Origin of the sequence: Thiohalocapsa sp. (genome assembly GCF_022340605.1) — a bacterium.
In the GTDB taxonomy this organism is placed as follows: domain Bacteria; phylum Pseudomonadota; class Gammaproteobacteria; order Chromatiales; family Chromatiaceae; genus Thiohalocapsa.
In genome coordinates this window covers 1-18,615 of sequence record NZ_JAJDNQ010000052.1, presented here as the reverse complement: position 1 = coordinate 18,615, position 18,615 = coordinate 1, and the positions used below count along the sequence as shown (strand labels likewise).

Here is an 18,615-nt window from a genome sequence, read left to right as displayed (position 1 = left end):
CTGGTGCGCCCCGGGGATGAGATCATGCTCATCACCGAGGCCGGCACCCTGGTGCGCACCGCCGTGGACGGCATCAACATCCTCGGCCGCAACACCTGGGGCGTGAAGCTCATCAACCTCGGCGACGAGCAGAAGCTCGCCGGTATCGAGCGCATCGTGGCGCTCAACGGCGAGAACGGCGAGAACGGCGAGAACGGCGAGGATGACGAAAGCGCCGACGGGGACAGCGGCGACGGTGGCGATGCCGGTCCGGAGGATGCAGGCGAGCCTGACGGCGGTTGACCCGCGTCCTGGCATGGGCGCATGCCGCGGCGCAACGAGCGACGGGCGCGACGGGGGTTGCCGGGTCTTGGCCTCGCTCCATGGGCTGGGCAAGTATTCGGCGGAAGTCGGTTGAGCGATTCGGGTGTAGTCGGGTTAGCGCAGCGTAACCCGACAGTTCCCTCGCTTAACCCACTGACAGTCGGGTGACGCTATCGCTAACCCGACCTACCGCTGGCCGCATCCCTGCGCCGCACGCCAGTTCTTGCCCGGTCTGTGCAGTGCGAGACCGCTGCTGGAGACGGCGACGCCAACCGGCGCCACCAGGATTGCCCCGAGCGCCATCGGGCAATCGACATCTGCCCTGGGCGGCTCGGCCCTTGGCCCTCGGCCCGTTAAGTTGGCCCAAACACACGGAGCCGCCCGACAGGCGCCTCCGCATCCAGAATCGACAACCCGGAGTCCTGCTATGTCCAGACCCTATAACTTCAGCGCTGGCCCGGCCATGCTGCCGGAGGCAGTGCTCGAGCGCGCCCGTGACGAGATGCTCGACTGGCACGGTAGCGGCATGTGCGTGGCCGAGATGAGCCACCGCGGCAAGGAGTTCCTGTCCATCGCCCAGCAGGCGGAGGCGGACCTGCGCGAGCTGCTCGCCGTGCCGGACAACTACAAGGTGCTGTTCCTGCAGGGCGGGGCGTCGCTGCAGTTCGCGATGGCGCCGATGAACCTGCTGCGCGGCGCCGACAAGGCCGGGCGCAAGGCGGATTATCTGAGCACCGGCAGCTGGTCCAAGAAGGCCATTGCCGAGGCCAAGCGCTTCGGGGCGGTGAACATCGCCGCCAGCACCGAGCAGGACGGCACCTTCACCCGCGCGCCGGCGCAGGCCGAGCTGAACCTGTCCGCGGACGCCGCGTACCTGCACTACACGCCCAACGAGACCATCCAGGGCGTCGAGTTCCCCTACGTGCCGGAGGCGTCGGTGCCGCTGGTGGCGGACATGTCGTCCACCATCCTGTCGCGCCCCATCGACGTGTCCCGCTACGGCGTCATCTACGCCGGTGCGCAGAAGAACGTCGGCCCGGCCGGGCTCACCATCGTCATCGTCCGCGAGGACCTGATTGGCCAGCCCATCGACGGCACGCCGGCGATGCTGGACTACAAGATCCACGCCGACAACGACTCCATGTACAACACGCCGCCCACCTACGCCTGGTACCTGGCGGGGCTGGTGTTCCAGTGGCTCAAAGACCTGGGCGGGCTCGGCGCCATGGCCGAGATCAACCAGCGCAAGGCCGGCAAGCTCTATGCGGCCATCGACGGCTCGGGCTTCTACGCCAACCCGGTGCAGCCGGACTGCCGCTCGTGGATGAACGTGCCCTTCACGCTGGCCGATGCCAACCTGGACGCGGGCTTCCTCGCCGGCGCCAAGGCCGCGGGCCTGCTGACCCTCAAGGGCCATCGCTCCGTCGGCGGCATGCGCGCGAGCATCTACAATGCGATGCCCGAGGCCGGCGTGGATGCGCTGATCGAGTTCATGGCGGAGTTCGAGCGCACCAAGGGCTGATCCGCGCGGCCCGCTTGCGTGGCACGCGAGGACGCGTGAGCCAACTGCGAAGGCTTCCGGGGCGAGGGCTCGGAGAAGAGTGGCACGCGAAGCCGCGAAGACGCGAAGGGAAAGGCGCGGAGAGTGTGCGACGACCTCGTTGTGGTCCGCCGCCCACGTGCCTCCGGATGCGATTATGGCCGGCATCAGTACAGAAACAGCAAGGGCGCGTGGCGCGAATCGGCGCGTCCGCCAGTGGGCGAGGCGGGTGCGTGGGGGCACAGCTTCCTCGGAACATCACCTTAGCGGCTTAGGTCTTCGCGTCTTCGCGTCTTCGCGTGAGCCCTCTTCCGCGGTACCCTCAAAGCCGGAGAAGTCTTCAATGTTCAAGATCCAGACCCTCAACAACATCTCTGTCGCCGGCCTGAACCGGCTGCCGCGGGAGCGCTACGAGGTCGCCTCGGAGCTGGCGCATCCGGACGCCATCCTGGTGCGCTCGGCGAAGATGCACGACATGGCGATCCCGGAGACGGTGAAGGCCATCGGCCGCGCCGGTGCCGGCGTCAACAACATCCCCGTGGCGGCCATGAGCGAGCGCGGCATTGCCGTGTTCAACGCGCCGGGTGCCAACGCCAATGCCGTGAAGGAACTGGTGCTCGCCGGCATGCTCATGGCCGCGCGCAACATCGGCCAGGCCGCGAAGTTCGCGCGCACCCTGGAAGGCGATGACGCGGCCATCAACCAGGCGGTGGAAGCAGGCAAGAAGCAGTTCGTCGGCTTCGAGCTGCCGGGGCGCACGCTCGGCGTCATCGGCCTCGGCGCCATCGGCGTGCTGGTGGCCAATGCCGCCCGCGCGCTGGGCATGAAGGTCATCGGCTACGACCCGAGCATCACCGTGCGCGCGGCCTGGAAGCTCCAGGCCGACGTTGAAGCCGCCCTGTCGGTGGATGACCTCGTCGCCCGGTCCGACTTCATCACCTTCCACGTGCCGCTGACGGACCAGACCCGGCACATGATCAACGCCGAGCGCATCGCCAACATGCGCGACGGCGCCGTGCTGCTCAACTTCTCGCGCAGCGGCATCATCGACGACGATGCGGCCGTCACGGCGCTGGACGCCGGCAAGCTCTACGCCTACGTCTGCGATTTTCCAAGCAACCTGCTGAAGGACCATCCGCGGGTGGTGACCCTGCCGCACCTCGGTGCCTCCACCCGCGAGGCCGAGGACAACTGCGCGATGATGGTGGCCGACCAGGTGCGTGCCTACCTTGAGGACGGCAACGTCACCAACTCCGTCAACTTCCCGGAGATCTTCCTGCCGCGCAACGGCGGCCACCGCATCGCGGTGGTGAACCGCAACGTGCCGAATATGGTGGGCCAGATTTCCACCGACCTCGCCCAGGCGGGACTCAATATCGTCGACATGCTGAACCGCTCCCGCGGCGAGCTGGCCATGACCCTGATCGACATCGAGCGCCAATGCCCGAAGGAGACGGCCAAGCGCATTGCCGGCATCGATGGGGTATTGTCGGTGCGTTGCCTGGGGGTGGCCGGCGGCAGCGGCGGTGGCGTCGTCGAGCCCTAAAGGCGACCCGGCCAGCGATGCCGCCGCCCGCCAGGCCGCTATTTCGGCCGATCCACGTTCAAGCCCGGAGCACCCAGCTAGAGCCAATATGAGCACCGACGACGATCTCGCCCCGATCCGCGAGCGCATCGATGCCATCGATGCAGAGCTGCTGCGGCTGATCTCCGAGCGCGCCGACTGCGCCCGCGAGGTGGCCAAGGTCAAGGATGCCGCCGGACAAGCTACGCACTACTACCGCCCGGAGCGGGAGGCAGAGATTCTGCGCCGCATCAAGGCACAGAACCCGGGGCCGCTGGACGACGAGGAGATCGCGCGGCTGTTCCGGGAGATCATGTCCGCCTGCCTGGCGCTGGAGCGCCCGCTGTCGGTCGGCTACCTGGGTCCCGAGGGCACCTTCACCCAGGCCGCCGCGCTGAAGCACTTCGGCCACTCGGTGCGCACCCAGCCCTTCGGCACCATCGGCGACATCTTCCGCGAGGTCGAGGCCGGCTCCTGCAACTTCGGTGTCGTGCCGGTGGAGAACAGCACCGAGGGCGTGGTGAATCACACGCTCGATACCTTCGCGCGCTCGCCGTTGCGCATCGTCGGCGAGGTGATGCTGCGCATCCATCATCATCTCTTGAGCCGGGCGACCGAGATCGGCGCCATCCGGCGGGTCTATTCGCACCAGCAGTCCCTGGCGCAGTGCCGCGGCTGGCTGGACCGCCACCTGCCCGCCGCCGAGCGTGTCGCGGTCGGCAGCAACGCCGAGGCCGCCAAGCTGGCCTCCCGCTCCGGCGACTGCGCCGCCGTGGCCGGCGAGGCTGCGGCCGAACTGTACGAGCTGCGCAGCCTCGCTCAGCGCATCGAGGACGAGCCCGGCAACACCACGCGCTTTCTGATCATCGGCCGCGAGGACGCGCCGCCCAGCGGTCGGGACAAGACCAGCCTGCTGCTGTCCTGCCGCAACGAGGCCGGCGGCCTGCACCGGCTGCTGACACCGTTTGCCGAGCAGGGCATCAGCATGACCCGCATCGAGTCGCGCCCCTCGCGCCAGGGCGTCTGGGACTACGTGTTCTTCGTGGACGTCAGCGGCCACCGCACCGAGCCGAAGGTCGCGGGGGCGCTGATGCAGCTCAAGACGGCGGCGAATCTGTGCAAGGTCTTGGGCTCTTATCCCGAGGCCGTGCTCTAGGGGAGTGCAGGGAGTGCAGGGAGTGCAGGGGGGACAGGGAGCGCACTCTTGCACTCATGCACGCTCCCGTTGCACTTTCCACCCTTGCCCTTCATGCGCTAAAGACTCGGACTACGCGTCCTGTAACGCCGATCGACCGCTTCTAATGTCCAACGCTCACAATCAGCATCTTCACCTCGCCGCCCCCCACATCGCCGGCCTAACGCCCTATGTGCCGGGCAAGCCGGTGTCGGAGCTGGAGCGCGAGCTCGGCATCCGCGAGGCCGTCAAGCTCGCGTCCAACGAGAATCCGCTGGGCTGCGGCGAGGCGGCGCGGGCGGCTTACCTCGCTGCCGCCGCGGAGCTGGGCCGCTATCCGGATGGGGGCGCGTTCGCGCTGCGCCGGGCCATCGCCGATCACCACGGCGTCGAGCCATTGCAGGTCACAGTCGGCAACGGCTCCAACGACGTGCTGGACCTGGTGGCGCGGACCTTTCTGCACCCGGACACCGAGTCGGTGTTCTCCGAGTACGCCTTTGCCGTCTACCCAATCGCCATTCAGTCCGTTGGCGCCACGGCACGGGTCGCACCGGCGCGCGAGTACGGGCACGACCTCGAAGCCATGGCGGAACTGGTGAGCGCGCGCACCCGCGTGGTCTGGATCGCCAACCCCAACAACCCGACTGGCACCTGGCTCGGCACCGCGGCGCTTCGGGCCTTCATCGAGGCGCTGCCGGAGCAGGTCATCGTGGTCGTCGATGAGGCCTACTTCGAGTATGTGGACGAGGCGGATTATCCGGACACCAGCCGCTGGCTCGCGGACTTCCCGAACCTCATCGTCACGCGCACCTTCGCGAAGGTGCATGGCTTGGCCGCGCTGCGGGTGGGCTACGGGCTCAGCCATCCGCACGTCGCCGAGCTCATGAACCGCGTGCGACACCCCTTCAATGCCAACGCCCCGGCGCAGGCGGCGGCGGTGGCGGCGCTCGGCGACCGGGCGCACGTGGAGCGCTCGGTGGCGCACAATCAGGCCGAGATGGCGCGGGTGACGGCGGAGCTGGAACGGCTCGGACTCGCGTGCATCCCGTCCGTCTGCAACTTCGTTACCGTGGATCTCGGCCGGCCGGCCGGTCCCGTCGACCAGGCGCTGCTGCGCGAGGGCGTCATCTGCCGTCCGGTGGCCAACTACGGGCTGGCGAATCACCTGCGCATCACCGTCGGTCTCGAAGCGGAAAACGACCGCATGCTCGCGGCGCTGGCGAAGGTCCTGCGCGAGACGGGTGCCAGCGCGGAGGCTGCCGGCGCATGATCGAGCGGCTCGCCATCATCGGCGTCGGCCTCATCGGCGGCTCCCTGGCGCGGGCGCTGCGCGGTGCCGGCGCCGTCGGCGAGATCATCGGTTGCGGGCGGTCCGTCGAGAACCTGGAACTGGCCTTCGACCTCGGCGTCATCGACGGCTGCACCCGCGACCCGGCCGTCGCCGTCGAGGACGCCGACATGGTGTTCCTTGCAGTGCCGCTGGGTGCCATGCGCGGCGTCTTGGAGCGCATCAAGGGCAAGCTGCGGGAGGATGCCGTCATCACCGATGGCGGCAGCGTCAAGGGCAGCGTCATCGCCGATGCCGCCGCCGTCTTCGGCGAGGTGCCGGCCAGGCTGGTGCCCGGTCATCCCATCGCCGGCACCGAGCACAGCGGCGTTGGCGCGTCGTTCCCGGAGCTATTCCACAACCGCCGGGTCATCCTGACCCCGCTGCCGCAGACCGCCCCGGATGCCGTGGACAAGGTCCGGGCCATGTGGCAGGCGGCGGGCGCCCGGGTGACGGACATGGACGTTGCCCACCACGACGCGGTGCTGGCCGCCACCAGCCACCTGCCACACATGCTCGCCTTTGGCCTGGTGGACCTGCTCGCGCGCCAGCACGACAACCAAGAGATCTTCCGCTACGCCGCCGGCGGCTTTCGGGACTTCACCCGCATCGCCTCCAGCAACCCCGTCATGTGGCGGGACATCTGCATCGCCAACGCCGAGGCGCTCAGTGCCATGCTGGCGCGCTTCGGCGAGGAGATGACCGATCTCGCCGAGACCATCCGCCGCCGCGACAGCGAGCATCTGCTGGAGATCTTTACCCGCGCCAAGACCGCGCGGGATGCCTACGTGGATGGGGTGGTGCCGCCTGGGGAGCCGTCCTGACCGACCGCGCCGCTCGTCTGTCGTGCCCTCACTCGTGAACAGTGTGCGGGCTGCCCGTGCTCGCGGTCAGTGCCGGCAGCCGTCCAGGCGCCGGTCGGCGCCCGGCAGCAGCGCGTCGACGAAGGCCGCCGACAGCACGGCGGCACCCGCGAGCACCAAGATCAGCGCCAGTTGCGTGTAGGGCATGGACAGCGGTGCGGCCACCGCGGCCAGCCCGAGCAGCAAGCCCGCCCCGAGCAGCAGCGCCGAGAGAATGACCGCCACGCGCATCGAACGACAGTTGAACATCGGTATGTCCCTGTGCGTCAGTATTTAAGAAAACTCTAATAGACATTTCCATGGTTGTCTATGATGAAATCGTGGATTTCGCCCTGATGGGCGCAACGATTTCGTGCCCTCAACGGTGTAGCACGAAGCATCTCCAGCGCCGCCCGGGGCCGTCGGCAAGGCGGCCTCATCCCATGCGCGCGCAGGCTGCTTGTGCCAATGCCGGCACATCTGCACGTGGCACGCGCCAGCACAGGACGCGGCGGCTCCGAGGAAACCCCGATTTGTCAACACGTCCCCTCCAGTGCATCCTGTGCCGGTCTTGAGGCCACCGGCGGAAAACCATGATCGGTCCCCTAGATTCTCCGAACCTGACCCTGCTGCTCACCGACCAAAAGGGCAGGCCATTGCCTGCCGATGATGCGCTCGACCGTGCGGCGGCGCTACGCCAGGAACTGCGTGCTGCGGACTTCGTGCTGTCCGCGACGCCGGCGACGGCGCCGGCGCAGAGCCACCTGCCGCTGGCGGCGGGTGGCAGGGGCCCAGCCGAGGCCATCACCTTGGGCGCGGTGGCAACCGCGGTGCTGCCACCCATGGTTCCGGCATTGATCGAGTTCCTGCGCGGCTGGGGACAGCGCAACCAGGGGGTGCGCATCCGGCTGGCCGTCGCCGGCGACGCCGACGGGGCGGTATTCGATCCGTCGAAGATGGGCGCGAAGGCCATCAAGGCGCTGGTGGAGCGTTTGCAGGCGCGGTTGGTGGGTGAGCGCATCCGGACGCCGGTGGGCGCGCGGCAGACTTCCTCCGCCGCATGAGCGACGACGACCTGGCCCGGCTCGCCGAGACCCTCGGCGAGCGGCTCGCCGCGGCCGGGCTGATGCTCGCCACCGCCGAGTCCTGCACCGGCGGCTGGATCGCGAAGTGCATCACCGACGTCGCCGGCAGCAGCGGCTGGCTGGAGCGTGGCTTCGTCACCTACAGCAATGCCGCCAAGCAGGAGCTGCTGGGCGTGGAGGCGGTGACGTTGGCCGAGCATGGCGCCGTCAGCGAGCCGGTGGTGCGGCAGATGGCGGCGGGCGCGGTGAGCCGCAGCGGCGCGCAGGTCGCGGTGGCCGTGAGCGGCATCGCCGGCCCCGGTGGTGGCTCGACGGAGAAGCCCGTCGGCATGGTCTGCTTCGGCTTCGCGTTGCCTGGAGGCGTCAGCACCGAGACCCGACATTTTCAGGGCGACCGTGAGTCGGTGCGCCGCCACGCGGTCGCGCATGCGCTGAGGCGCTTGATCGAGTTGCTTGGTTGGGCCACATAGGAGAACCTGCTATCGATCGCGTCAGCGCGACACGAGACCACCGATGAAGGATGACCGACGGGCCAGCATCCGACTCTTCTTCGCGCTGTGGCCAGACGAACCCGCGCGCACGGCCCTGTTGGACGTCCGCGACGGCTCGTTGCGGGACGCGCGTCCGACCCATCCGCACGACCTGCACCTGACGCTGGTGTTCCTCGGCGACGTGGACGTGGACCGAATGTCCTGCATCGAGGCGGCCGCCGACGACGTGGTGCTGGACGGCTTCGAGCTGATGCTGGAGCAACTGGAGACCTGGCCGCGCCAGCGCGTGCTGGTGGCGTCCCCCGGCGAGCCCCCGCCGGCGCTGTTCAATCTGGTGAGCCAGCTTCAGCACAACCTGCTGCCTTGCGGCATCCAGCCCGAGCAGCGGCGCTATCGGCCGCACGTGACGCTGGCGCGCAAGGCGCCCAAGGTGCCGCGCCGGGCGTTGCAGATTGCATGGCCCGCGCGGGAGTTCGTGCTGGTGCGCAGCGGTGTGGCCGGACGCAACGGTGGCGGTTATCAGGTGCTGCGCCGTTGGCCGCTGGATTAGTGCGTCGCTGCTAGCCCAGCCGGCCGAGACCGTTGCCTGCGATTTGCTCCCGGCCTGGCCGAGTGAGCGGCCGCGAAGCCGCGAGGGCTGGCGATGTGTGATAATCGCGCGAAACCAGCGCCGCAAGCACCGGCGCGCAAACGAATACCTGTCCGGAGTGACGATGGACGAAAACCGCAAGAAGGCCCTGGCCGCGGCGCTGAGCCAGATCGAGAAGCAGTTCGGCAAGGGCTCGGTGATGCGCATGGGCGACGCCGGGGCCATGCAGAACATCGAGGCCGTCTCCACCGGCTCGCTGGGTCTGGACGTGGCGCTCGGCATCGGCGGCCTGCCGCGGGGCCGGGTCATCGAGATCTACGGTCCGGAGTCCTCTGGCAAGACCACGCTGACCCTGCATGCCGTGGCCGAGGCGCAAAAGGCCGGCGGCACCGCCGCCTTCGTAGATGCCGAGCACGCGCTGGACCCGAGCTACGCCGAGAAGCTGGGCGTCAACATGGACGAGCTCCTGGTGTCGCAGCCGGACACCGGCGAGCAGGCGCTGGAGATCACCGACATGCTGGTGCGCTCCGGTGCCGTGGACCTGGTCGTCGTGGACTCCGTCGCCGCGCTGACGCCCAAGGCCGAGATCGAGGGCGAGATGGGCGACAGCCACGTGGGCCTTCAGGCGCGGCTCATGTCGCAGGCGCTGCGCAAGCTCACCGCCAACATCAAGCGCTCCAACGCCATCGTCATCTTCATCAACCAGATCCGCATGAAGATCGGTGTGATGTTTGGCTCGCCGGAAACCACAACCGGCGGCAACGCCCTCAAGTTCTACGCGTCGGTCCGGCTCGACATCCGCCGCACCGGTGCCATCAAGAAGGGTGACGAGGTCATCGGCAACGAGACCAAGGTCAAGGTGGTCAAGAATAAGGTCGCGCCACCGTTCAAGCAGGTCACCTTCGACATCCTCTACGGCGAGGGCGTGTCCCGCCACGGCGAGATCATCGACCTCGGTGTGCAGCAGGGCGTCGTCGACAAGTCCGGCGCTTGGTACAGCTACGACGGTAACCGCATCGGTCAGGGGAAGGACAACGTGCGCATCTTCCTGAAGGAGAACCCGGACCTCGCCGACGAGATCGAGGCCAAGATCCGTGCCGTGCTGCTGCCGCCGCGTTCGGCGGCGGGGGCCGACAAAGAGTCCGCCACGGCGTCTGCCGGCGCACCATCATCCGCGAACAAGTCCGGCGGCCGGCAGAGCGCGGCGGATTCCGCGTCGGAGGCCTAGGCCGCGAGCATCCGCTACGAACATCCGCCGCGAGTTCCCGAACGACCGGTCCGCGCCGCATTGTCAGACCCCGAATCCACCCCCCAGCCCGCCCCCCGGCCCGCCGTGCAGCCCCCGGCCCGCCCGGTGTCGGAGCTCCATTCGGTGCCCCAGCCGGTGCCCCAGCCAGCGCCCGACCCGGATCGGGCGCCGGACGCGCCGGCCAGCACCGCTGCAGCGCCCGCCGCGGAGATTCGCGCCCGCGCGCTCAAGCTGCTCAGCGGCCGCGAGCACTCGCGGCTGGAACTGGCCCGCAAGCTTTACCGCCGTGGTTATCCAGCCGCCGACGTGGACGCGGTGCTGGACCGCCTCATGGCCGAGGGCCTGCTCAGCGAGGAGCGGCTGCTCGCCGCCTATGTGGCGGAGCGGCTGGAAAAGGGCTTTGGACCGCTGCGTATCCGCGCCGAGTTGCAGGCGAAAGGGCTTTCCGACGCGGCAATCGACCCGCATTTGCAACTGAACGATGAGCAATGTCTGGCGTTGATGTCCGCGGTAGACGCGGGTAAGTTCGGCGCCGCCCCGGCAAATGACCGTCAAACACTGGCAAAACGCGCGCGCTTCCTGGAATATCGCGGGTTTCCCGCGAGCCTGATCGCCCGCGCCCTCGAGTTGGACTGACCCGCTGAGCCCAATCCCTCCGGATCCCCCCGCGTGCAGCGCCCCGCCGGCGCGCCGAGGCCATCCGCCAAGATCATTCCCGAGCCCTTTCCCATGAAACGCAGTGCCGAGCTCCGATCCGCCTTCCTCGACTACTTCGCCGAGCGCGGACACGCCGTCGTCGAGAGCAGTCCCCTGGTGCCGGGCAACGACCCGACGCTGCTCTTCACCAACGCCGGCATGGTGCAGTTCAAGGACGTCTTCCTCGGCCGCGAGAAGCGCCCGTACACCCGCGCCGCCAGCTCCCAGCGCTGCGTGCGCGCCGGCGGCAAGCACAACGACCTGGAGAACGTCGGCTATACCGCCCGGCATCACACCTTCTTCGAGATGCTCGGCAACTTCAGCTTTGGCGACTACTTCAAGCGCGAGGCCATCCGCTTCGCGTGGGAGTTCCTCATCGACGTGCTGGGCCTGCCGCCGGAACGGCTGTGGGTGACGGTGTACACCGATGACGAGGAGGCCGCGCGCATCTGGCTCGACGAGATCAAGGCAGACCCGACGCGCTTCTCGCGCTGTGGCGAGAAGGACAACTTCTGGTCCATGGGCGAGACTGGCCCCTGCGGCCCCTGCTCGGAGATCTTCTACGACCACGGCCCGGAGATCGCGGGCGGCCCACCTGGCTCGCCGGACGAGGACGGCGACCGCTTCGTCGAGATCTGGAACCTGGTGTTCATGCAGTACGACCGCGATGCCGAGGGCCGCCTCAAGCCGCTGCCGCGCCCGTCGGTGGACACCGGCATGGGGTTGGAGCGCCTGGCGGCCGTCATGCAGGGCGTGCACAGCAACTACGACATCGACCTGTTCCAGGCGCTGATTCGCGCCGCCGCCAAGGCGGCCGGTTGCGAGGACCTCAAGTCCAAGTCCCTGCGCGTCATTGCCGACCACATCCGCTCCGCCGCCTTCCTGGTGGTGGACGGCGTCACGCCCGGCAACGAGGGCCGCGGCTATGTGCAGCGGCGCATCATCCGCCGCGCCATCCGCCACGGCTACCAGCTGGGCTGCACCGAGCCCTTCTTTTATAAGCTCGTCGCGCCGCTGGTAGCCGAGATGGGCGATGCCTACCCGGCCCTCGCCGCCAAGCAGGCGCACGTGGAGCAGGTGCTGCGCGCCGAGGAGGAGCGCTTCGCCGACACCCTGGACCAGGGGCTGCGCATCTTCGAGGAGGTCGTCGCTGGACTGACGGGCAAGGTGCTGCCCGGCGAGGCGGTGTTCCGGCTCTATGACACCTACGGCTTCCCGGCGGACCTCACCGCCGACATTGCCCGCGAGCGTGGCCTGACCCTGGACATGGCCGGCTTTCAGCAGGCGATGGCACGGCAGAAGGAGCGTGCCCGCGCCGCTAGCCAGTTCGGTGCCGGCGCCGAGATCGCCATCGAGCTGGAGGGCGAGACCGACTTCACCGGCTACGAGGACATGGTCGACGAGGGCACCGTCGTGGCCCTGTTCCGCGACGGGGACGAGCGCGAGCGCCTGCTTCCCGGCGAGAGCGGCCTGGTGGTGCTGGACGTGACGCCCTTCTACGCCGAGTCCGGCGGGCAGGTGGGCGACCGCGGCGAGCTGCGCACGCAGCATGCCTGCTTCACGGTGGAAGACACCCAGAAGCATGGCGACGGCATCATCTGCCACATCGGCCGCATGACCGAGCGCGAGCTCCTCGTCGGCGACCGCATCACCGCGCGGGTGGACTGCGAGCGGCGTCGTGCCACTGCGCTGCATCACTCCGCGACACATCTGCTGCACGCGGCGCTGCGCACGGTGCTCGGCGACCATGTGCAGCAGCGCGGCTCGCTGGTGGGGCCGGATCGGCTGCGCTTCGACTTCACTCACTTCGAGCCCATGACCCAGGAGCAGTTGCACGCCATCGAGCGCCTGGTGAACCGCGAGATCCGCGAGAACCATACCGTCGAGACCCGCATCATGGACATCGAGGACGCCAAGGCGTCGGGCGCCATGGCCCTGTTCGGCGAGAAGTACGGCGAGCAGGTGCGGGTGCTGCGCATGGGCGACTTCTCCACCGAGCTGTGCGGCGGCACCCACGTGCGTGCGGTGGGCGACATCGGGCTTTTCAAGATCACATCCGAGACCGGCATCAGCGCCGGCGTGCGCCGCATCGAGGCCGTCGCCGGCGAGCGTGCGCTGGACTGGGTCGCGGACGAAGAATCGCGGCTCGCACGCATCGCCGCCCTGGTCAAGGGCGGCAGCGCCGACGCCGACGAGCGCGTGGCGCTGCTGGTGGAGCGCTCGCGCCGGCTCGAGAAGGAGCTGGAGCAGCTCAAGGCCAAGCTCGCCAGCGCCGCCGGCAGCGATCTTGCCGACAAGGCCGTCGACATCGATGGCGTCAAGGTGCTGGCCGCCCGGCTCGACGGCGCCGATCCCAAGTCGCTGCGCGACACCCTGGACCAGCTCAAGAACAAGGTGGGCTCCGGCGTCGTGCTGCTGGTCACCGAGAGCGGCGGCAAGGTCAACCTCATCGCCGGCGTCACCAAGGACCTCACCGACCGCTTCAAGGCCGGCGATCTGGTGAAGGCCGCGGCCGAAAAGGTCGGCGGGCGCGGCGGTGGCCGGCCCGATATGGCCCAGGCCGGTGGCACGGAGCCGGCCGGCATCCCCGCGGCGCTGGAGCTGGTGGGCGACTGGGTGCGGGAACGGGTGGCGAGGGCCTGATCATGCCGTTGATCGTCCAGAAATACGGCGGCACCTCGGTCGGCAGCATCGAGCGCATCCAGGCGGTCGCCGCCAAGGTCATGCGTACCCGCGACCAGGGCCACCACGTGGTGGTCGTCGTCTCGGCCATGTCCGGTGAGACCGACCGGCTGCTGGGCCTGGCCCATCAGCTCCAGCCGCGCCCGTCGCCGCGCGAGCTGGACGTGCTGCTGTCCACCGGCGAGCAGGTGACCATTGCGCTGTTGACCATGGCGCTGGAGGCCGCGGGCTGTCCGGCGCGTTCCTATACCGGCGGCCAGGTCCAGGTGCGCACCGACAGCGCCCACAACAAGGCACGTATCCGCGACATCGATGGCGGCCGCGTCCGCGCCGACCTGGATGCCGGCCGTGTCGTGGTGGTAGCCGGCTTCCAGGGCATCGACGAGCACGGCAACATCACCACCCTCGGCCGCGGTGGCTCCGATACCTCAGCCGTTGCCATGGCGGCGGCGCTGAAGGCCGACGAGTGCCAGATCTACACCGACGTGGACGGCGTCTACACCACCGATCCGCGCATCGAGCCCAGGGCGCGCCGGCTGCCGCGCATCACCTTCGAGGAGATGCTGGAGATGGCGAGCCTCGGCTCCAAAGTGCTACAGATCCGCGCCGTGGAGTTCGCGGGCAAGTATCGGGTTCCGCTCAGGGTGCTCTCCAGCTTTCAGGATGGGGAGGGCACGCTCATTACCTTCGAGGAGGACGACGTGGAAGAGGCCAAGATCGCCGGCATCGCCTTCGCCAAGGACGAGGCCAAGCTCACCATCCTCGGCGTGCCGGACGAGCCCGGCGTCGCGTACAAGATCCTGGGGCCCATCTCGGATGCGAATATCGAGGTGGACATGATCATCCAGAACATCGCCGCCGACACCAAGACGACGGACTTCACCTTCACCGTGCACCGGAACGACTACGGGAAGGCGCTGGACATCCTTCAGGACACCGCCAACGCGCTGTCGGCCCGCGAGGTGCATGGCGACGAGCGCATCGTCAAGGTGAGCCTGGTTGGGGTGGGGATGCGCTCCCACGCCGGCATCGCCAGCCGCATGTTCGAAGCCCTGGCACGCGAGGGCATCAACATACGCATGATCAGCACCTCCGAGATCAAGATCAGCGTCGTCATCGACGAGAAGTATTTGGAGCTGGGCGTACGCGCGCTGCATCAAGCCTTCGATCTGGCGCAGCAAGCCTGACCTCGCGGGGCCTGACACCTTGGTTCCGCCGTCTGTCGGTTGTTCTGTCAGCGCTGACCGCCGTTTATCCGATCAAGGCGCGGATGTGGTGGCATTCCGGCTTGCGCATTGCGGGTTGGTAATGCGCGCACAAAAATCTTGCTGCTAGAATCAAAGTTCAGGCCGGCATGGGGTCGGTCTGTACATTGGTTGAGTGTGGTCCGCCAGTTTCCGTCCAGTTCCCGCCTGGGTGCGGATGTTTGGCCCCCGACTTTGGGCGGCAGGGTGGACTGTCTTTAAGGACCTCAAAGGGAGACAACTATGCTGATTCTGACCCGTCGAGTCGGGGAGACGTTGATGATCGGGGACGAGGTCACCGTGACGGTGCTGGGCGTCAAAGGCAACCAAGTCCGCATCGGTGTGAATGCCCCGCGCGACGTCGCTGTCCATCGGGAAGAGATCTACGAGCGCATTAAGCGCGAACAAGAACAACAGGCTGCGCAGGGCGAGCCGGTTAGCGTTCCTCCCGGTCACAGCAGTTGACCTGACCCAAAGCATAGGCCGCAGTCGCGAATCGGCCATTCGCCACCTGCCGACAGGCGGCACTCCGCCGTCGGCACTCCCAGCATACGAGATCCCCCGCAAGCACGCGGCATCCCCCCAGCATGCCGCAGCCCGCGCTCAAGTTGTCTTTTGTCGCTGAGCTGATCCGGCCCCGCCATCGCCCATCGCCCATCGCCCATCGCCCATCGCCCATCGCTTGGCCGCCGGTCAGCCGCCGTAGGGCGCATCGCAACGCCTCCCAGGCTGGCTGCGCTCCCAAAGTCAGCGGTCCGTCGCACCGGGGATGCGTACAGTGCTGGACGAACAACGGGTGCTTCCTGCTACAATTCACGCCCCGTCGGAGAGATGGCCGAGTGGCTGAAGGCGCTCCCCTGCTAAGGGAGTATGGGTTAATAGCCCATCGAGGGTTCGAATCCCTCTCTCTCCGCCATCCTTTGCCTTAGAACCTTGTAAAAACAGGTTCTTAGTGAAACTTGTTCCTGCCCGTCCGCGCTTCGGTCCGCCTTCTGCGCAGAGTCTCTGGGCTATCTTCAGATCTGAGCGGCCCGCAGCCGGACCAGGAGATCGAAAAGGCCCCGGAGCTGCTGCGCTGTTTGCGCAACCTGGCCGACAAGGCCGGAGGCGACCCGCCCCGACCTGTGCGGCCGGACCAGAAGCCCATCGAGGAGCTGGAGGTGCTCACCGGCAACGCCCCGCTGGCGGAGCTGCACAGCCGCCGGGATGCGCTCCTTACCGACATCAAGCACTGGCAGGACCTGGGCGAGCGCATCAAGGACCGCACCCCCGCCTGGCGGCGGCTCGAAGACCTCCTCGCCCACGCCAAGGGCCTCGCACCCTACCAGAAGCTCGCGGACGAGGCGCAGGCCATCGCCGATCAGCGTGCGCTGCTCGCCGCCCACGACCCGGTGCAGGCCCTGCTCGACAAGACCGTGGACCTGCTCCGCAACAGCCTCAACCACCACGCCCAGGAGCACCGCGACACCCTTGCGCGGGAGCAGGCGGAGCTGGACAAGGACGCGGACTGGCAGCGGCTCAACGACGCGCAGCGCCAGAGCATCCTCTCCGAGCGTCACCTCACCGATGCTGTCTCCGTGGACACGGCAACTGCCGACAGCATCCTCGCCGAGCTGGAGCGCTGCTCCCTCTCCCAGTGGGCCGACCGCACCCAGGCCCTGCGCGGTCGTTTCGAGGGCGCCCGAATGGATGCCGCCCGGTTGCTCCAGCCCACCGTGACCCACGTCGACCTGCCCCGGCGCACCCTGACCACGGAGGAAGACCTCACCGCCTGGCTCGCCGAGGCCGAGCAGCGCATCAGAGACAAGCTCAAGGCCGGCCCCGTGCGCGTTTGACGCCACGCCCGTAGCCAGGGCTTCCAGCCCTGACCAACCAATCCAGAGCTGGAAGCCCTGGCTACTCTGGCCAAGCGCAACCCTGGCATTAGGATCTGCGTCTCCCTGTACTACAATTCGCCATATGCGTCTGCATCTCTAATCTGCATTGGAGTCCGCAAGTGCGAACCACGCTGAACATCGACGACGAGCTGCTGGAGAAGGCCCGGGTTCTCTCTGGCGTGCAAGAGAAGACCGCCCTGATTCGCGAAGGGCTCAAGGCCCTCATCGAGCGCGAGAGCGCCCGCAGGCTGGCCCGCCTCGGCGGGAGCGAGCCGGACCTGGAGCCGATCCCTCGCCGCCGCCCTGCGGAATGAGCCTTGATCCTTGTCGACACCTCGGTCTGGATTGACCATCTGCGCGCCGGCGACGCCCGGCTGACGGCGCTCTTGGAACGCAATAGGGTCATCATGCACCCGATGGTGGCCGGCGAGCTGGCGTGTGGAAACCTGCGCGACCGCGACACGCTTCTGCGCCTCTGGGACAGCCTGCCGCGGCTTCCGACCGCCAGCCATGACGAGGCCCTGTACTTCCTCACCAGCAACCGCCTCTGGGGCCTTGGCATCGGCTACGAGGACCTGCACCTGCTGGCCGCCGTGTCCCTCGGCGATGCCGTCGCACTCTGGACCCGCGACAAGCGCCTGTCGGCGGTCGCGGGCCAGCTCGGGCTCGCCGCCCAAGCGGACGCCTGACAGAGACCACCAACACCCAGCGACAACAGGGACGGAGCAACCCGTGCACGCACTCGCCAAGCACCTGGGCCGGCAACTGGAGAACGTCGTCGTCGCGGCCCGCGAGACCGCGGAGACCTTCGCGGCCGGCGACAGCCTCGGCTGGGTCTACCAGTTCTGGCAGACCAAGCAGAAGGACGCCGTCAACCGCTCCGAGGTCAAGATCGGCGCCGACGAGCTGCCCGCCGTCACGCAGCTCTTCACTGAGCCCTACATGGTCGCCTTCCTGCTCGACAACAGCCTCGGCGCCTGGTGGGCCGCCCGCCGCCTGAGCGAACAGGACCTTCGCGACGTGGAGACCGAAGACGAACTGCGCCGCAAGGCCGCCATCCCCGGCGTGCCGCTGGAGTATCTGCGCTTCGTCCGCTCTTCAGCCCCCTCTCTCCCCGAGACCGTCGCCGAACGCGAGCCCTCTTCACTCCCCTCTCCCCTTGGGAGAGGGGCCGGGGGTGGGGGAGCGCGTCCCTGGACCCCCGCCGCCGGCACCTTCGACGGCTGGCCCGAGCGCCTGGCGGAGCTGAAGGTCATGGACCCCTGCTGCGGCTCGGGCCACTTCCTGGTCGCCGCGCTCCAGATGCTGGTGCCCATGCGCATGGAACTGGAGGGCCTCACCGCCCGCGAGGCCGTGGACGCCGTGCTGCGGGACAACCTCCACGGCCTGGAGCTCGACCGCCGCTGCGTCGAGATCGCCGCTTTTGCGCTGGCCCTGACCGCCTGGCGCTGGCCCGGCGCCGGCGGCTGGCGGCCCCTGCCAACCCTCAACCTCGCCTGCTCCGGCCTCGGCATCCACGCCGGCAAGGCCGACTGGCTGCGGCTCGGTGAGGGCGACCCGGACCTGGAGCACGCGCTGGAGCGGCTGTACGAGCTGTTCAAGGACGCGCCGACGCTGGAGAGCCTGATCGATCCGCGGCGGGCGTTGGGGCAGGACCTGCTCAGCGAAAAGTGGGAGCGAGTCGTCGGCGTCCTCGACGCCGTTACGAAATCACTGCCTGATGAAGATTCTAGGGAGTTAGGTGTAACAGCTCAGGGGCTGGCTCTATCAACAAGGCTACTGGCAAGTCGCTATCGCCTTGTGCTGACCAATGTTCCATTTCGGAAGCTAGCTGACCATGACGAAAAGCTGAGGGGCTTCATCGAGGCGAAACATCCAGATGCGAAACATGATATTGCCACAGCTTTCTTGGAAAGGTGCCTCGCGTTCTGCCGCGCCGAAGGCGGCGTGTC

Annotated in this window: 19 protein-coding genes and 1 tRNA gene; 19 read left to right on the top strand and 1 reads right to left on the bottom strand. The window is 68.1% G+C overall.

Annotated elements, in window-relative coordinates:
• The 6 genes from LJE69_RS07045 to LJE69_RS07020 all read left to right on the top strand — a co-directional run.
• The coding region (locus tag LJE69_RS07045; RefSeq protein ID WP_296923194.1) for a DNA gyrase C-terminal beta-propeller domain-containing protein at positions 1 to 282 on the top strand (282 nt) is incomplete at its 5' end.
• Between the two features lie 448 nt (positions 283 to 730).
• The gene (gene serC, locus LJE69_RS07040) at positions 731 to 1,825 is read left to right on the top strand and encodes a 3-phosphoserine/phosphohydroxythreonine transaminase (protein WP_296923191.1); all 1,095 of its coding nucleotides are present in this window, start codon (positions 731 to 733) and stop codon (positions 1,823 to 1,825) included.
• 361 nt (positions 1,826 to 2,186) lie between these two features.
• The gene (locus tag LJE69_RS07035; RefSeq protein ID WP_296923188.1) at positions 2,187 to 3,389 is read left to right on the top strand and encodes a phosphoglycerate dehydrogenase; all 1,203 of its coding nucleotides are present in this window, start codon (positions 2,187 to 2,189) and stop codon (positions 3,387 to 3,389) included.
• An 88-nt stretch (positions 3,390 to 3,477) separates the two neighbouring features.
• On the top strand, positions 3,478 to 4,563 hold the full coding sequence (gene pheA / locus LJE69_RS07030; protein ID WP_296923185.1) for a prephenate dehydratase: 1,086 nt from the start codon (positions 3,478 to 3,480) through the stop codon (positions 4,561 to 4,563).
• Between the two features lie 145 nt (positions 4,564 to 4,708).
• On the top strand, positions 4,709 to 5,851 hold the full coding sequence (gene hisC / locus LJE69_RS07025; protein ID WP_296923183.1) for a histidinol-phosphate transaminase: 1,143 nt from the start codon (positions 4,709 to 4,711) through the stop codon (positions 5,849 to 5,851).
• A complete protein-coding gene (locus tag LJE69_RS07020; RefSeq protein ID WP_296923181.1) occupies positions 5,848 to 6,732 on the top strand; it encodes a prephenate dehydrogenase/arogenate dehydrogenase family protein in 885 nt (294 codons plus the stop codon). Before hisC ends, LJE69_RS07020 begins: the two co-directional genes overlap by 4 nt.
• A gap of 66 nt (positions 6,733 to 6,798) precedes the next feature.
• Here the strand turns inward: LJE69_RS07020 and LJE69_RS07015 are convergent, their stop codons facing one another.
• The gene (locus LJE69_RS07015; RefSeq protein ID WP_296923178.1) at positions 6,799 to 7,020 is read right to left on the bottom strand and encodes a hypothetical protein; all 222 of its coding nucleotides are present in this window, start codon (positions 7,018 to 7,020) and stop codon (positions 6,799 to 6,801) included.
• 323 nt (positions 7,021 to 7,343) lie between these two features.
• Here LJE69_RS07015 and LJE69_RS07010 point away from each other — a divergent pair, with 323 nt between their 5' ends.
• The 13 genes from LJE69_RS07010 to LJE69_RS06950 form a co-directional block, all read left to right on the top strand.
• The gene (locus LJE69_RS07010) at positions 7,344 to 7,814 is read left to right on the top strand and encodes a hypothetical protein (RefSeq protein ID WP_296923175.1); all 471 of its coding nucleotides are present in this window, start codon (positions 7,344 to 7,346) and stop codon (positions 7,812 to 7,814) included.
• Entirely contained in the window at positions 7,811 to 8,305 is a 495-nt protein-coding gene (gene pncC, locus LJE69_RS07005) for a nicotinamide-nucleotide amidase (protein ID WP_296923173.1), read from the top strand. Before LJE69_RS07010 ends, pncC begins: the two co-directional genes overlap by 4 nt.
• 43 nt (positions 8,306 to 8,348) lie before the next feature.
• Positions 8,349 to 8,876: an RNA 2',3'-cyclic phosphodiesterase gene (thpR, locus tag LJE69_RS07000; RefSeq protein WP_296923170.1), complete on the top strand. Its 528-nt coding sequence runs from the start codon at positions 8,349 to 8,351 to the stop codon at positions 8,874 to 8,876.
• Positions 8,877 to 9,039: 163 nt separating this feature from the next.
• Complete coding sequence (recA, locus tag LJE69_RS06995) at positions 9,040 to 10,143, top strand: recombinase RecA (protein ID WP_296923167.1); 1,104 nt, start codon at positions 9,040 to 9,042, stop codon at positions 10,141 to 10,143.
• Positions 10,144 to 10,269: 126 nt separating this feature from the next.
• Positions 10,270 to 10,800 carry a regulatory protein RecX gene (locus LJE69_RS06990; protein WP_367114640.1) on the top strand — a complete coding sequence of 177 codons (531 nt, stop codon included), beginning with the start codon at positions 10,270 to 10,272 and terminating at the stop codon, positions 10,798 to 10,800.
• Between the two features lie 93 nt (positions 10,801 to 10,893).
• Positions 10,894 to 13,503, top strand: coding sequence for an alanine--tRNA ligase (gene alaS / locus LJE69_RS06985; protein WP_296923164.1), 2,610 nt, complete (start codon positions 10,894 to 10,896; stop codon positions 13,501 to 13,503).
• Positions 13,504 to 13,505: 2 nt separating this feature from the next.
• Positions 13,506 to 14,729 (top strand): aspartate kinase, encoded by a 1,224-nt coding sequence (locus LJE69_RS06980; RefSeq protein ID WP_296923161.1) that lies wholly within the window; start codon positions 13,506 to 13,508, stop codon positions 14,727 to 14,729.
• A 300-nt stretch (positions 14,730 to 15,029) separates the two neighbouring features.
• Positions 15,030 to 15,251, top strand: a complete 222-nt coding sequence (gene csrA, locus LJE69_RS06975; RefSeq protein ID WP_296923158.1) for a carbon storage regulator CsrA — start codon at positions 15,030 to 15,032, stop codon at positions 15,249 to 15,251.
• A 360-nt stretch (positions 15,252 to 15,611) separates the two neighbouring features.
• Positions 15,612 to 15,702: transfer RNA gene (locus LJE69_RS06970), tRNA-Ser, on the top strand.
• Between the two features lie 208 nt (positions 15,703 to 15,910).
• Complete coding sequence (locus tag LJE69_RS06965) at positions 15,911 to 16,621, top strand: hypothetical protein (protein WP_296923156.1); 711 nt, start codon at positions 15,911 to 15,913, stop codon at positions 16,619 to 16,621.
• A gap of 161 nt (positions 16,622 to 16,782) precedes the next feature.
• Positions 16,783 to 16,977 (top strand): type II toxin-antitoxin system VapB family antitoxin, encoded by a 195-nt coding sequence (locus LJE69_RS06960; RefSeq protein WP_296923154.1) that lies wholly within the window; start codon positions 16,783 to 16,785, stop codon positions 16,975 to 16,977.
• 3 nt (positions 16,978 to 16,980) lie between these two features.
• Positions 16,981 to 17,352, top strand: a complete 372-nt coding sequence (locus LJE69_RS06955; protein WP_296923152.1) for a PIN domain-containing protein — start codon at positions 16,981 to 16,983, stop codon at positions 17,350 to 17,352.
• Positions 17,353 to 17,395: 43 nt separating this feature from the next.
• Positions 17,396 to 18,615 (top strand): DNA methyltransferase (locus tag LJE69_RS06950; protein ID WP_367114639.1); only part of this gene is annotated, 1,220 nt, incomplete at its 3' end.

What these genes read in the sequence shown, in the direction of transcription:
- serC (WP_296923191.1), top strand. Translation starts at nt 731, where the DNA reads ATGTCCAGACCCTATAACTTCAGCGCTGGCCCGGCCATGCTGCCGGAG.
- LJE69_RS07035 (WP_296923188.1), top strand. Translation starts at nt 2,187, where the DNA reads ATGTTCAAGATCCAGACCCTCAACAACATCTCTGTCGCCGGCCTGAAC.
- pheA (WP_296923185.1), top strand. Translation starts at nt 3,478, where the DNA reads ATGAGCACCGACGACGATCTCGCCCCGATCCGCGAGCGCATCGATGCC.
- hisC (WP_296923183.1), top strand. Translation starts at nt 4,709, where the DNA reads ATGTCCAACGCTCACAATCAGCATCTTCACCTCGCCGCCCCCCACATC.
- LJE69_RS07020 (WP_296923181.1), top strand. Translation starts at nt 5,848, where the DNA reads ATGATCGAGCGGCTCGCCATCATCGGCGTCGGCCTCATCGGCGGCTCC.
- LJE69_RS07015 (WP_296923178.1), bottom strand. Translation starts at nt 7,020, where the DNA reads ATGTTCAACTGTCGTTCGATGCGCGTGGCGGTCATTCTCTCGGCGCTG.
- LJE69_RS07010 (WP_296923175.1), top strand. Translation starts at nt 7,344, where the DNA reads ATGATCGGTCCCCTAGATTCTCCGAACCTGACCCTGCTGCTCACCGAC.
- pncC (WP_296923173.1), top strand. Translation starts at nt 7,811, where the DNA reads ATGAGCGACGACGACCTGGCCCGGCTCGCCGAGACCCTCGGCGAGCGG.
- thpR (WP_296923170.1), top strand. Translation starts at nt 8,349, where the DNA reads ATGAAGGATGACCGACGGGCCAGCATCCGACTCTTCTTCGCGCTGTGG.
- recA (WP_296923167.1), top strand. Translation starts at nt 9,040, where the DNA reads ATGGACGAAAACCGCAAGAAGGCCCTGGCCGCGGCGCTGAGCCAGATC.
- alaS (WP_296923164.1), top strand. Translation starts at nt 10,894, where the DNA reads ATGAAACGCAGTGCCGAGCTCCGATCCGCCTTCCTCGACTACTTCGCC.
- LJE69_RS06980 (WP_296923161.1), top strand. Translation starts at nt 13,506, where the DNA reads ATGCCGTTGATCGTCCAGAAATACGGCGGCACCTCGGTCGGCAGCATC.
- csrA (WP_296923158.1), top strand. Translation starts at nt 15,030, where the DNA reads ATGCTGATTCTGACCCGTCGAGTCGGGGAGACGTTGATGATCGGGGAC.